This is a genomic window from Alkalimonas collagenimarina (assembly GCF_030717845.1).
GTDB classification, from domain to species: Bacteria; Pseudomonadota; Gammaproteobacteria; order Enterobacterales; family Alteromonadaceae; genus Alkalimonas; species Alkalimonas collagenimarina.
In genome coordinates, this window is record NZ_JAUZVZ010000040.1 from 1 (window position 1) to 14025 (window position 14025).

General features: G+C 50.8%; 9 protein-coding genes. 3 read left to right on the forward strand and 6 right to left on the reverse strand.

What is annotated here, in order from left to right; all coding sequences use genetic code 11:
- Positions 1–252: 252 nt before the first annotated feature.
- Both Q3O60_RS17140 and Q3O60_RS17145 read left to right on the forward strand, forming a co-directional pair.
- On the forward strand, positions 253–636 hold the full coding sequence (locus Q3O60_RS17140) for an MbcA/ParS/Xre antitoxin family protein (protein WP_305895152.1): 384 nt from the start codon (positions 253–255) through the stop codon (positions 634–636).
- Positions 629–1312, forward strand: coding sequence for an RES family NAD+ phosphorylase (locus Q3O60_RS17145; RefSeq protein WP_305895153.1), 684 nt, complete (start codon positions 629–631; stop codon positions 1310–1312). The genes Q3O60_RS17140 and Q3O60_RS17145 overlap by 8 nt, the downstream gene beginning before the upstream one ends.
- 15 nt (positions 1313–1327) lie before the next feature.
- Here Q3O60_RS17145 and Q3O60_RS17150 read toward each other — a convergent pair whose 3' ends face one another.
- The 6 genes from Q3O60_RS17150 to Q3O60_RS17175 all read right to left on the reverse strand — a co-directional run bounded on the left by Q3O60_RS17150 (position 1328) and on the right by Q3O60_RS17175 (position 11445).
- Positions 1328–2854, reverse strand: coding sequence for a Fic family protein (locus Q3O60_RS17150; RefSeq protein WP_305895154.1), 1527 nt, complete (start codon positions 2852–2854; stop codon positions 1328–1330).
- A gap of 232 nt (positions 2855–3086) precedes the next feature.
- Entirely contained in the window at positions 3087–3488 is a 402-nt protein-coding gene (locus tag Q3O60_RS17155; protein ID WP_305895155.1) for a DUF1761 domain-containing protein, read from the reverse strand.
- A gap of 138 nt (positions 3489–3626) precedes the next feature.
- A complete protein-coding gene (gene dgt, locus Q3O60_RS17160; protein WP_305895156.1) occupies positions 3627–5075 on the reverse strand; it encodes a dGTPase in 1449 nt (482 codons plus the stop codon).
- Positions 5076–5196: 121 nt separating this feature from the next.
- Entirely contained in the window at positions 5197–6906 is a 1710-nt protein-coding gene (locus Q3O60_RS17165) for a hypothetical protein (protein ID WP_305895157.1), read from the reverse strand.
- A gap of 170 nt (positions 6907–7076) precedes the next feature.
- Positions 7077–8573: a tryptophan halogenase family protein gene (locus tag Q3O60_RS17170; protein WP_305895158.1), complete on the reverse strand. Its 1497-nt coding sequence runs from the start codon at positions 8571–8573 to the stop codon at positions 7077–7079.
- Positions 8574–8643: 70 nt separating this feature from the next.
- Complete coding sequence (locus tag Q3O60_RS17175; protein WP_305895159.1) at positions 8644–11445, reverse strand: TonB-dependent receptor; 2802 nt, start codon at positions 11443–11445, stop codon at positions 8644–8646.
- A 405-nt stretch (positions 11446–11850) separates the two neighbouring features.
- On the opposite strand from Q3O60_RS17175, the gene malQ reads away from it, so the two are divergent.
- Complete coding sequence (gene malQ / locus Q3O60_RS17180; protein WP_305895160.1) at positions 11851–13989, forward strand: 4-alpha-glucanotransferase; 2139 nt, start codon at positions 11851–11853, stop codon at positions 13987–13989.
- Positions 13990–14025 lie beyond the last annotated feature (36 nt).

Genomic DNA, 14025 nt, shown 5'->3' on the forward strand with positions numbered 1-14025 from the left:
AGCATTTTTGCTGGCTTTTTCTTTTTAGTCGGCAACAGTGTATTTAACAGTATGACTGTTCAAATGGTTCGGAACGTGACAGGTAAAAAATACTAAGTTATGAAAGATGTTTACTGATCATGGACGACTTGGTTAGTTACCCTCCAGATACGAACTTCCAAGAGCCAAGCTCTTTATTTTTTCGTCCATAATTGGACTATTTTTTGTATTTGGCTTATTATTGATCATAAGTTGAGCCGTTAGAGGTGTTTCATGCTTGCTCTGAACCCCAACATCGATGCCGATAAAATCGGCCCTGTCGCCATGAAGATGTTTATGAACATTGCTGGCCAGGAGTGGGGGTTGTCGGAAAAGGACATGCGGGTATTGCTTGGTGAGCCGGCGCGCAGCACCTTCTATAACTGGCGTAATGGCAAGGTGAGTAGCCTGAGCCGGGATACGCTGGATCGTATTTCATTTATTTCGGGAATTTACAAAGCGTTGCAGTTGCTATTCCCCCAACCTGAGCAAGCCAACAGCTGGATTAAAAAGCCGAATGCTGCTTTTGCTGGCCACTCTGCGCTTGAGGTGATGCTGGCTGGTAGTTTGGTGGATTTGGCCCGGGTGCGTCGTTACCTGGATTCCCAGCGTGGCTGAACCGAAATTGCTGCCTGTAGAGTGGCCTGCCAGGCGCATTATCCCCAGCCGGTTTCCGCCGATAGCTTTATTTGAACGGATCCTCGATCCTGACGAGTACGAGATTGCTTATTACATCGAGTCGCTGACCAATGACCGGCTGCGCGATGAAGTGGGTGATTTGGCTTTGGTGCCAGTTGAAGAACGGATTGCCGGGCCTGGCACTACCCCCATCATGGCGGCGTTCACCCATGTTGGCTGGCCCAGTCGGTTTAGCGATGGCAGCTATGGCGTGTACTATGCTGCCAATAACAGCAAAACTGCGATTGCTGAAACGGCTTATCACAGAGCCCGCTTTCTGGCGGCAACCAACGAGCCGGATAGCCGGATCTATATGCGGGAGTATGTTGGCCGAGTTCTGTTGCCAATGATGGATATTACCGCAGCAGCTTATGCTGCGCTGCATCATCCGGATGATTATGCTCCAAGCCAGGCTTTTGCTGCTAAGCAGCGAGTACATAACCATGCTGGCTTGCTCTACAACAGCGTCAGACACCCCGGCGGCTTCTGTATTGCCGCCTTTAAACCTTGTGCTTTAGAGCCGGTAGTGCAAGCGGCGCATTATGAGTACATTTATAGTGCATCGAGCCGGGCGATAAAGCATGTACTGGAAGTGCGTGAGATAAGCGAGATATAAAGTTTATGAAGCGATTTAGCGCTGATCCGCCATTATCAAAGAAGCCAGAAATTTCGTAAAGGGCACGATGTCCTGTTGCACGCTTGCCGCTTCTAAGGCATTCATGTATTCCGTGCGTCTCTCTACCGGTATTATTGTCCATGGGTACTGACCTGCCGCCATCATCAGGTTCATGATGAACCGCCCCATCCTGCCATTGCCATCAAAGTAAGGGTGGATATAGACAAAGATGAAGTGGCCTAATACCACTCTTACCGCGGCATTGTCTTCTTCAGCCAGCAAGTCAAATAAGGTTGGCATCATATCCCTTACTGCTTCCCGGCTTGGTGGGGTATGCTTTGATTGACGAATATAGACTGGCCCGGTCCGGTAGCCTGCTAGGTCGGCTGTTTTTATGATACCGGCTGCCACGCTTGGGCCAAATAGAGCCAGGTACCAGTCGCTGTGGCTTTGCTCTAATACTTCTCCGGGGTTTTTGCCTTCCAGCACCGCTCGAACAGCTACTCTGACTTCCTGAAAGGCATCCCAATACCCTTTGGCAGCCATTGCATCCAGTTGCTGTTTACTCTCATCAGATGTTTCTGGTTGCCAGTTGCCTGAGCGGATGAGCTCAATCAACTCACGGGTTACCCGATAGCCTTCAATGGATAATGAATGGTATGCATCGGTCAGGTAGTTGTCGTCAACGTGCGCCATGTAGCTTTCAATATCAATAGCCTGGTTTGCTGAAGCAGGAAAGTGCTCAATGATTGCTGCACGCATAGTCGCCCACATTAAGCGTATTCGGTTCACATAAGGCGAAATGTCACGGCGGCCAAAGTGGACACTTACTGTTGCATGAAATGGATCGTTCTCTTGTACCTTGAAGTCGGCCGCTTGCATGCCTTTAAGTAGGTTGTCTGCAATCAGATCCCGGCCAATATTTCGAAAGGCTCCGGCTAAGCGGCCAGCAACAGCGCTATGGCCACCCTGCAGTAAAACTGATAACAGGTCTGATGCATCTGTCACCATCGACAGCGCTGTTCTCATTTGGATTGGGGCATGCACAAACTGATTGGCGGCACTGTACACCAATGCAGCAGCTAAACTGTATACATTCAGACCTGCGATAGTTTCAATGTTGCCAGCATCAGGCAGGTTGAGTCTGACATCAAAGACAGAGGTATTGTGCAGGAAGGTCGTTGGCTTATTGTTGCCTTTGGGGGAACGCACCAGCAGTTGTTGTGGTACGGTTCTGTCGCCAATATGTAAGCGGATGGATTGCTCCGGTGATAAACACCACTCAGATCCAAAGCGTTCGGTTAAATAGGTCGCGCAGAAGTCCCAGAATGATGTGTACCAGGAGGTGCTATCCCCAGGCTTCTCATCAGGCATGGCAGGAATGTACCAGCCGCGAATGACTTCCCGGATAAACCCATATTTTTGTAATCGTTCACGATGTAGCCGGCTAAGCTGTTTAGACTGAATGGCAACGGCACCGTTGTCCTGCAGCAATTGTAATTGCTCAAGTGAATCAGCCAGCTTTTGTGATACATCGTTCATGATGCTTTTTCCAAATGGTATGTAACAACCCAATTATAGGTTTTAGTGTTATACTATTTATAGGTTTTAATGTCATGCTATTTATAGGTTTTAGTGTTAAATGATTGGCTGCTATACTTGCTAAGTGTCAGATTATATTGGCAATGATTAGAAATTTTTTCTGCCAGCAGACCAGCAGGTGCTGCTGGTGCCGACATAGTTTTTCTTACCTTGGCGCCCGGTAAGCCATGACTTAACGCCAGGCGCCGAGAATAAACCCCATCAAGGTAAAAACGACAGTCCAGTAGCCGCCGTTGATCAGGCTGTAACGCCAGCTGCGGCGCTCGTACAGGCTGTTCACCGCCAGAGCGAAAAAAATCCAGCCAAAACCAGCCAGAAAGCCATAAAAGGCCCCTTCACTAGCCCCTATGCTGGCATCATTTAAGAACATCGCCAGACAAAACGCCATGATCAAGGTAAAGATAAAGGCGAGGCCAAAAATCTTGGCCATATTGCCTTGTTGCAGGTCGGCATCGGTGAAGCCCATTTCTTTCATCCATGCCTTACCAAATAACAATGGCGAGTACCAAAGCCCACCGATTAAAAAGGCTGAAACTGCCGCAGCTACAATAGCCATATAATTGATTGTTTCCATGCAATTTGCTTCCTGTAGGGGTGCTATAACGTCGTTAAGGTGTTGGATCTAATCATGGCAGCAACTGAAAAAGAAGCAAGGTTTTCACTCAATGCTTGATGAAGCCGCGTCAGGTTCATGCTGAGACTATGCTTCTCCCTAGCTTTGACACAGCACCAGCGCCTGGTATTCATCAAAGGCGAAGTGATCGGTCATGCCGCTGATAAAATCCTGTAACAGCCGGCAGCGATAGTACAGCTCGAGCTGGTGTTCCGTTTCTGCTGTTACCGCCTGTTGATAGGCGGCGACATGCTTGTTGGGTAAGCGATGGGCTAACCGTTGCTCTTGGGCAAAGGCGTAGCCTTTACTTTGGAGCACAGCGGTAAAGTCAGCCCGTGCCAGCAACAACAAGGGCTGGTAGCTCTCGAGCAAACCGGCAATGATCCGAAACCCCTGTAGCTCCAGTGTTTCTACTTCGGGCTGGTTAAATACAAATTGACGAGCAACCTGCTTAAAGGTGTTGGTAATGGCATGATACTGGCTGCCATCTTCCAGCAAGGCTCGGTTTAAACTGCCGTGGTAGACGGGTTCTATCTGCTGGATAAATTGCTCAGCAGCATGCTGTACCAGTGGGTGGATCATGCTCACCCGCAGTTGAATAAAAAACTCGGAGTTTTGGTTGATTGGTTCGGCTGCCGCTTTATCAAGGGCCGCTTTAACAAAGGCTGAAAAGCTCTCGCTGCCGCCATTGTGGGTGGCAATGAGCCTGCCTTCTGGCTCGTTTTCGGCAAAGGCTTGATTCAATTGATGGGCGAGCTCAGCAAGGCTGAACAAGCCTTTTTCTACCGCATCTTCCAGATCGGCCAGACAATACGAAATATCATCGGCCGCTTCCATAATGTAGGTGAGCGGGTGACGGCAATGCGCTTCGGTGCCAAGCTCTTGCCACAGCTTTTCGACAAACTCCTGCTCGGCAACATAATAGCCGGGTTTCTTTTGCAAATAACTTTGCGGATGGCTGCTGTCTGGTCGGTTGGCGGTAGCGACTCGGGTGTACTTTAAAATACCTGCCACTTGCGAGTAGGTCAGATTCATACGCTGCAGACTATGCACTAATCGAATGGCCTGAGCATTGCCTTCAAACTGAGCCAGCTCGGTGCTTAAGGTGTGCCACTGGGTATTGTGTTGCAGCTGGTGTTGCCGGGTTAATTCAGGCAACGCATGGCTAAACCAGTGGTTGATAGCACTTTCACCACTGTGGCCAAATGGCGGGTTACCGACATCGTGCAGCAGGCAGGCCATCTCGACCAAAGATTCCATCGGTCGCTCCAGCTCAGTTAAACCGTAGCTTTCCAGCTGCTGAGGGTTGAGCTTGCGAAAGATAGATTGAACAATAAACCGGCCGGTTTGTTGTACTTCCAGTGAATGGGTGAGGCGGCTACGCACGGCGGCATTGCGCTCTAGCGGAAACACCTGAGTTTTTTGCTGCAAACGGCGTACCGCTGCTGAGTTAATAATCCGGCCCCGGTCGCTTTCTAAGGCATTGGTTAACTCCGCACGGCGGCTTTGTCGCAGCCGATCCGCTTTGATTTTAGTGCGAAAATCCATAGAAGTACCCAATCATGCAGCATGTCATGCCAGTGTGACGTAAAAAGCGTCTGGCTGTAAAGCTTTAGCATCATTTGGCTGCATGGCTAAGGCAGCCCGGCTGAGCCGGGCTGCTGGAGGGTTAGTTTGCTTTGGCATCCAAATGCATTCGGCTTTCAATCGCTATGCCTTGTGCTTCGATGTCTAAACTCAGATCCAGTTGGAACGGGTTGTCTTTCAGGGCTTCAAATTCGGGCGGTAATTCAGCACCTGTGGCGGCCATGCCTTCGGCAATGGCGGTAAATAAACGGGCGTAGTTCATGCCAAAGTGCAGCAGACCATTTTGGCTAAGTGCTGTGCTTGCCATAGCTTTGGCCTGGCGGCTTGCTTGTTCCCCTTGGTAGATCAGCGCGTGATCCTGACTGAGCATTAGTTTAGGTGCCATGCCAAATTGAGCGGCCACCGGAAAAATCTCGTTCAGCTCTAGCTCTTCGCCCAGCTCCGGGAAAGGAATATCGGCCAATGGTGGATAAAACATCAGCAGACTTTGCAGCAGGCTATGGGCATTGTCGGCCGACAGGCTGAACACGGCATCGACAACTGCGGGCATACCGGTGGCCGGGTCTATCCGGATGTCGTTGACGGTAAACGAAGCGCCTTTCACCGAGCCAGCCATACCGGCCATGGCCAATGCCGCCAGAGGGTTGCTGGCTTTCATGGCGGCTTGCAGCTCAACCAGCGGAGCGCACTGCAAGCTGGCATTGCTGGTGGCGGCCCATAACTCACTGATGGTGGGTAGCAATTGGCCAATATTCAGGCCCAGCCCAAATTGCAACAGACTGGAGTTGGTTGGCTGCTGCACGTGCGGTGCAATAAAGCCTCGCAGTTTCTCCAGGGACGCCATAGCGGTTTTGTCAGTGCTGGCAATCAGCATCCGGCTGCTCATTGGCTGTTTATTTAGCTGTTGATCAAAATAGATCCCCGGCCAGTTGGAAGCGATGGTGGCGGTGTCGGCCTGACAGGCCGGGGTATGCCAGCCGGTCATGATGGTTGCGAGATCATCGCCCAGCAGCGCATGCAGATCGCGGGCTAAGCGATTCTGGTTGTTACTGGTGAGGGCTTTGAACAACTCGGCACTGCTCAACATACCAAAACTGGCTTCATCCAGTTGGTAGCGTTTGGCCAGTGGGGTGATGGTTTTTTGCCAGTTCAGTGCATCGGCTGGCTGGCGAATGGCCAGAGCTTCGGCGTGATGCGCCGTGTCAAAGCCGGATGATGTGAGTACCAGAGTTCCCCAGCCATCGCCACTGGTGACCAATAAATCCAGGCTGTGGTCATTGAATGGAAACAGTGCATAACGCCGGTAGGCGACGCCATCCAGTTCTCCGGCCTGATGCCAGAGCTGGCTTTGCTGTTCAACACGGTCGAAAAAGCGCCAGAAAGCCTGCTCATCGGCCAACTCAACCCGGCTGACTACGGATAAACCAACCAGATAGAATAAACTGCGGAATTCGTGGTTGATGCCGGTGAGCTCAGTCAGTTGCTCAGGTTGCTCCATCAGCTCCAGATAGGTTTCCAGCAAGGCACTGAGGAAGTGGCCGCTGTTATTATCTGTCGTGCTGAACATGCTGGTTAACATATCCAGCGTTTGTTGCGGATCCTGCGGGTACAATTGCACCTGTTTCAGGTAGTGCACCAGATCGAAGGGTTCCAGCTGCACGGTTAACAGAGCGGTGTCTGCCGGAACGTAGCTAAGCTGGTCTGCCGCTTGATCCACGCCATTGGCAGTCAGCTTGAAGTAAGCAAATAGTGCAGCTGCCAGCAAAGCGGCAGCGATGAGAAGGGTACGCATTCTGTCTCCTGAATTATGCCGTGGCACCACCTCGTCCTTGGGGTGTGAAGTAGCACCTATAAATGTTAAATTTGTAAGTGAAGTATCATAACTTTAGTTTTGTTTTGGTGCAATTGATTGTGAAAGGATCTGCGGCTGCACAAAGGTGTGAAACCGCTTGGATTGAGCCGTTAATTGCTGACTGTGCGCAAAAACGCATCGTGCGAGCCCAGCTTATCACTGGTCATGGTCATAATAGCCTTGAGTTGCTCCAGCAACTCCTGCAGCTGAGGCTCGGTCAGGGCATTGACCAATGGGTGGTAGTCGTCAGGGATCATTCCCTGACCTATCAGTACCTGCTGCCAGGCAACTTCAGCAAACAGCTCATCTTGCTCGCGGAACACCCGGCCACTGTTGGCAAACACCGCGATTTTCCGTTGCAGTGATTCAGGGATCTCCATCCGTTGGCAGTCTTTCCAATATTGGCTGTCACCGCGTTGGTTGAGCTTGTAGTGCAAAATGACAAAATCGCGGATTTGCTCAAATTCGATTTTCGACTGGCGGTTGTACTCATCACGTTCTACCGGGCAGATGCCGTGATTGGGAAAGAACTTTAACAGCCTTAGCACACCAGATTGGATCAGGTGAATACTGGTGGATTCCAGCGGTTCCAAAAAGCCGCTGGATAAGCCAATGCTGATGACATTGCGGTTCCACTGCTTCAACCTACGGCCAGTTTTAAAGCGAATGATGCGCGGCTCAGCGAGCGCGGCGCCATCCAGGTTATTCATCAGCGTGGCTCGGGCTTCTTCATCGCTGCAGTACTTGCTGGAGTAAACAAAACCATTGCCTATACGATGCTGCAGCGGAATGCGCCATTGCCAGCCTTTGGCATGGGCGATGGAGCGGGTGTAAGGCGTGACAGGCTGCACGGATTCACAGGGCACGGCCATGGCGCTGTCGGCAGGGAGCCAGTGTGACCAGTCTTCAAATCCGGTATTGAGCGTTTTTTCGATCAACAAACTATGCAAACCGGTGCAATCGAGAAATAGATCTCCCTGCACTTGCTGGCCATTTTCCAATTGCAAACTTTGCACATCGCCGTTGTCCGGGTTTAGCTGCACCTGCTCGACTTTGCCTTCAATGCGTTTTACGCCCAGATTTTCGCTGTAGCGCCGTAAGTACCGGGCATAGAGGCCTGCATCGAAATGATATGCATAAGAAAGGCCCGGTAGATTCACGCCTTCAATGCGGCCCAATTTAGCAAACTTATTTTTTTTCGCTGCCTGATACGCCAGTGAGAAATCCCAAAAATCGAAACCCATACCAGCTTGTTGACTGCGCAGCCAGAAATGGTGAAAGCTGCAAGACGGGAACTCTTTACCGATAGTGCCAAACGCATGCATGTACGAATCGCCAAGCTGGCCCCAATTTTCAAATTGAATACCGAGCTTGATGCTGCCTTTGGTTTCGCGCAGAAACTCGGTTTCATCAATACCCAGTGCCATATTAAAGTTCATTATCGGTGGAATGGTTGCCTCACCCACCCCGACGATGCCAATGTCTTCTGACTCAACTAAGGTAATCTGAATGGCTTTGCCCAGCATTTTCATCAGCAGCGATGCACTGATCCAGCCCGCGGTACCGCCACCAACAATCACCAGCTTTTGAATACGGTGTGATGTCATTTTTTCTTACCCAATAAAAAGCCCCTGTCTACTAAAGTAGCTCAGGGGCTTGATGCAAACTAGCTTTTCATCAGAACTTATAGCTAAAGCCTAGCAGGAAGTTGCGACCATAATCCTGATAGTCGCGTATCCGCAGGGCATTGCCTTCGGTGGTGATGAACGGCTCATTGGTTAGGTTTTGCGCTTGCAGGTAGACTGAAAGACCAGCCAGGGATTCAAAGCCTGCCTCACCAAAGTCAAAGCCAACTTGCGCGTCGATAATGGTTTCGCCATCGATATCGACTTGCTGGGTATCAAAGCCCAGGCCATAGACATCGCCTTTAAAGTCGCTACGAATACGAGCGCTGACACGGGCCTGGAAGCCACTTTTCTCGTAGAACATCGTGTAGGATTGGATTCTTTTTGACAGACCAGGCAGTTCATAGTCATTGCCATTTGGCATCTTCACGTTCTGATCGATGAAGGTGTAGCTGGCCAGTAAGCCAAAGCCATCCAGTGCATCGCTGAATACGTTAAAGGGTAATGACACCGACAGTTCCAAACCTTGCAGCTTGCCACCGCCACCGTTGACTTTACCTGAACCAGTCGCAGTCGAGGTTGCCGGGATTTGGCCCGTACTCGGATCAGCGACACCATCCAGTTCCACTTCATAGGTACCGTCAAAAATCCAGTTCTTCAAGTCTTTCCAGAAGTAAGCGACAGCAAAATAACCGGCATCGCTGAAATAATTCTCGTAAGACAGATCCAAACCAATGGCTTCTTTTGGCTCCAGTAGCGGGTTACCACCACCGATGCTCCAGAAGTTGCCGTTATCATCCGGTTGCTGGTTATAAGTGGCACCGACTGAAGCATTCATTTCGTCCAGACGGGCACGAGATAAAGTTTTGGCAGCACCAAAGCGAATGGACTGATCTTCCGCAATATCAAAAATCAGGTTCATGCTTGGCAGTACATGAGAGTAACTATGCTTCACATCGGTCGGTGAGGAGACGATCAGGCCATCAACATTCCCAAATGCGGTGCCCTGTGAGCTTTGCTCTGTGCGGATATAACGCACACCAACGTTACCGGTTACCGGGATAGTGCCGACCTCAAGCTCGATATCTGCCTGAGTGAAAAAAGACAACACATCTTCAGATACTTTCCAGGTCTTAAAGGAGTGGCTGTCGTTGGTCAGGCTTTCAGACAGCAGATCGTAGAAGCCATCTTGCAGCATGCGACCTGAATCATAAGCAATCATATTGCCCATGCCAATAAAGCCTAAGTCGACTGAACCCAAACGGTATTCTTCCGGTACTACCAGGGTATCCGGGAAGTTGCTCAGGGTCATAAAGAAACCATCAGACACTTTTTCTTTGGTGCGGGCCCGGAAGGATGCACCATAATGCATTTGTCTGACAATGCCGCCACCATCCAGCATCTGGCTAGCCGCCAGACGAAACGCATTCAGCTCATCATCAACAGTGGGTGTATTCAAAAAACCATCTTGCGCAGCGTTTTCAAGTGGTGTGCCTTGCAATTGGTATTTGTCATTCAGGGCCGCACTGGCGCCCCAACTACGTGGGCCACCCAGTTGAATCAAATTGAAATCACTGTAATCCAGTGTTGGGGTGAAAATCGCACCTGAGTTGCCTTGGCGTAGCTCATAACGCAGGTCATCGCCGACGCCAAAGTTATCACCACGGCCAGTACCGGCATAACTTTCAAAGCTCCAAATTTCGCGCTTCACAGAAGAATGGCTGACATCAAGGTTCAAGTTCCAGTCTGCATTCAGCTCATAATCCATGTTTAAACCAAAGGATTTTAGCTTGGCATCACGGCTTTCCTGATCATTACGAACAACGAGGTACTCGTCGGATACCATGCCCTGAGTGACAAAGCCGGTTGCCGGGTCTATCTCGATGGCGGAAGTGCCGCGGCCATAGCCCCAGGCAAATGGGATCTCAATACCACGCAGGATTTTCTCATCGCTAAAATCAACATACAGTGCATCAAACACCAGACGTAGGTTATCGGTGGGCAGTGCTTCGACCACCAGCATGGCGGAGTCACGTTTTAAAGTAGAGGAGCGCACAAATGGCTTGGCACCGCCGAGAATAGCAAATTGCTCGCCATCGACTTCAATATCAGGGTAGCCCCAGGCATTCCAGCGTTTCTCCTGATTTGGTGAGTCCATCTTGGTGTATGCAAAGGCGATACCTAAGCGATCATCAGCAAATTGGTCGATGTAGGAAAAGGTACCGCGGTAACCGGTATCATCGCCATCCGGATTTAATTTGCTATGGCCGGTTTTTTCAATTTGGCCATTAAACTGCACGGTGCGCTCACGGTTTAAAGGGCGAACGGTCTGCAGATCAATCACGCCAGCGATGCCTTCCGCTTCCAGCGTGGCGCCTGGTGTTTTATACACGGTGACACCGCTCATGATTTCAGAGGGGTACAAGTCAAACTCTACGCCACGGTTATCACCAATGGATACTTGCTCGCGACCATTGAACGTGGTTGCACTTTCGTTTTCACCAAAGCCACGAATACTGACCCGGCTGGCGCGGCCATCAAGTCGCTGCGCCGTTAAGCCGGGTAAACGAGCAATGGATTCGGCAATACTGGAGTCAGGTAACTTGCCAATATCTTCTGCAGAAATGGCTTCAACAACATTGGTTGAAAAGCGCTTGGTATTGATGGATTCAACCACAGAACGACGAAATCCTCTGATCTCTATGACTTCAAGCGCGGCTTCTTCTTGTGCTTTTGCACGAGCTTCGGTTGGAGTCAGCCGTTCTGTTTCAGTATCTTCAGCCACTGCAGTGAAGTGACTTAAGCCTACCGTCGCCATCGCCATGGTCAGTAGACTGAGTTTAAACTTGTTCATGCCCTTTATCCCCGTGTTGGTTTTTCTTTGTGTCTGCCACATTTTTAGCGACAGCTAATTCTGCATTCCCCCTATTTATTAAACTTATTCGAGAGCAACAACAACATGAATACGTATTCATAATAGACATTCTGCACGGTTGCAGGGCATTTTCCAGCCGATAGCGACCAGTTTGGTGCAACTGGTTGTTTTTTACTCGTTGATTTCATAACACTTTGTATTTTTATGCAGCAAAAAAAGCCAAGAGACAATGATTTGACAGGTTTTTTTGCCTTCAAGCACTGCATACGTATGCAGTGCATTTCTTTCGTGCGAGGGTCTGTTTATGCTTGCTGTAGTTTTTTATTTCGCCGGACCCGAGTTGACTCGATTGCCGGGTAGCCGCTTTATTGCAACAGGTGCACAATGGAACCGATACAACGTTTGGCTGAGCTGGCCGGAGTTCAGGACAGCTATATCAACGCGCATGGCAAGCCAGAGCATATTCGGCAAGACGTGATCGAAGGCGTATTAGTGGCTATGGGCTTTGATGTAACTAGCCCTGAGCGGATTGCTGATCATATCCAGCAGTTACAAACTCAGCCATGGGCCCGCTACCTGCAACCTGTCACGGTGCTGCAGCAACAGCAGCCGGTGCAGATCCGCTTGCAGCAGCCAGAGGTGAAAGCGCAAAGTGATTGGCATTGGCGTATTCACACCGAATTGGGCGATGTGCTCGAGGGCCAACTGAATCTGAGCAAAGCGGATATCTGCCAGCAAACTGAGGTGGCAGGACAACTATGGTTAGCATTTGAGCTGGTGATCCCAGCTACATTGATGACCGGTTATCATCAACTTAGCCTGACATCGGGAGCAATCCAGCTGACGCAGCGCTTAATCGTCGCGCCAAGTCGCTGCTATCAACTGCAGGACAAAGCGATTTTTCGTAAAACGGCAGGCCCGGCCATTCAACTGTACGCACTGAATACCGAACACAACTGGGGCATTGGCGATTTTGGCGATCTGATCCGCCTTGCTGCTGATTTTGCCGACGCGGGCTGCGACTTTATTGGTTTGAACCCTTTGCATGCTCTGTACCCTGCCTTACCGCAGGATTGCAGCCCTTACAGCCCCAACAGCCGTTTATGGCTCAATAGCTTGTATGTCGATTTAACACTGGAGCCGGAGTATCAAGCAGAGCCTGTGCAGGCGGTGGTGAATTCAGCTGATTTTCAGCGCCAGTTGCAGCAATGCCGGCTGGCTGCCTCGGTCGATTACGCTACCGTGAGCCGGTTAAAGCAGCGGATCACTGGCCTGATGTTTCAGCAATTTCAGCAACAAGAGCTGGTGGTGACCACTGAGCGAGCCAAAGCATTTCAGCGTTTTGTCAAACTGGGTGGCGATAGTTTGTACCAATTGGTGGTGTATAAGGTGTTGCAGCAACAGATGTTTGCCAAAGACTGGCAAATGGCCAGTTGGCAGCAGTTTCCGGCGGAGTACCAGCGGCCCGGGTCGCCAGCGGTACAGGATTTTGCTGCGCAGCATCAGGATGCCATTCAACAACAACTGTATGCCCAATGGTTGGCTTATCGCCAACTCGCCGCAGCGCAGCAAGCCTGCATTCAGGCTGGCATGGCGATTGGTTTGTATCGAGATCTGGCGGTTGGCACCAACCGGAGTAGCGCAGAAACCTGGGCCGAGCCTGAGAACTATTATCTCAACCTGAGTGTGGGCGCGCCAGCGGATATTATGGCACCCAAGGGACAGGATTGGGGGCTACCGCCCTACAATCCAACGCAGCTTCGCGACAAAGGCTATCAACCGTTGATCGATTTGCTGCAGGCCAACATGCAGCATGCTGGTGCGTTACGGATCGATCATGTGATGGCATTGATGCGGCTGTGGTGTACCCCTGTTGGAAAAAGTGCGACTGAAGGTGCTTATCTGAAGTTTCAGGCGGAAGAGTTGTTTGCCATTTTAGCACTGGAAAGTCAGCGCAATCACTGTGTGGTGATTGGTGAGGATTTAGGTACGGTGCCCGCAGAAATCAGCCGCTTGCTCGAGCAGTATGAAGTGTTGTCGTACCGGGTGTTCTTGCTGGAGCAAAAAGACAGCAGCTACCAGCATTCGGCGTCAACCTACCCGGCCCGCTCGATGGCGACCGTCAGCACGCACGATATGCCAACCATGGTTGGCTACTGGCAAGAGCATGATTTAGCCTTGCGCCATCAGCTGGATTTATACCCTAGTGCTGAAGTGGCTGAGCAATTGCACCGGTTGCGGTTGGATGAAAAGCAGATTATGCGCCAGCAATTGGCACTGCCTTCGGACGACTTTGCTGAGTTGGTGCGTCGCAGCCACCTGTTTGTTGCCGGGACGCCAGCGACGTTGATGGCGTTTCAACTGGAAGATTTGGTGCTGGTGGATACGCCGGTCAATGTGCCGGGCACCAGCACGGAGTACCCAAACTGGCAGCGCCGCCTGCCAGAGCCTGTTGAGCAATCACTGCAGCGCAGCGATGTCCGCCAGCTGCTGGCCGATATTAAGGCTGCCAGGGGGAATTAGTCCTCTCAACCAGACATAAAAAAACCAGCCTGAGCT

Coding starts and splice junctions, on each gene's coding strand:
- Q3O60_RS17140 (WP_305895152.1), top strand. CDS start 253: ATGCTTGCTCTGAACCCCAACATCGATGCCGATAAAATCGGCCCTGTC.
- Q3O60_RS17150 (WP_305895154.1), bottom strand. CDS start 2,854: ATGAACGATGTATCACAAAAGCTGGCTGATTCACTTGAGCAATTACAA.
- Q3O60_RS17155 (WP_305895155.1), bottom strand. CDS start 3,488: ATGGAAACAATCAATTATATGGCTATTGTAGCTGCGGCAGTTTCAGCC.
- dgt (WP_305895156.1), bottom strand. CDS start 5,075: ATGGATTTTCGCACTAAAATCAAAGCGGATCGGCTGCGACAAAGCCGC.
- Q3O60_RS17165 (WP_305895157.1), bottom strand. CDS start 6,906: ATGCGTACCCTTCTCATCGCTGCCGCTTTGCTGGCAGCTGCACTATTT.
- Q3O60_RS17170 (WP_305895158.1), bottom strand. CDS start 8,573: ATGACATCACACCGTATTCAAAAGCTGGTGATTGTTGGTGGCGGTACC.
- Q3O60_RS17175 (WP_305895159.1), bottom strand. CDS start 11,445: ATGAACAAGTTTAAACTCAGTCTACTGACCATGGCGATGGCGACGGTA.
- malQ (WP_305895160.1), top strand. CDS start 11,851: ATGGAACCGATACAACGTTTGGCTGAGCTGGCCGGAGTTCAGGACAGC.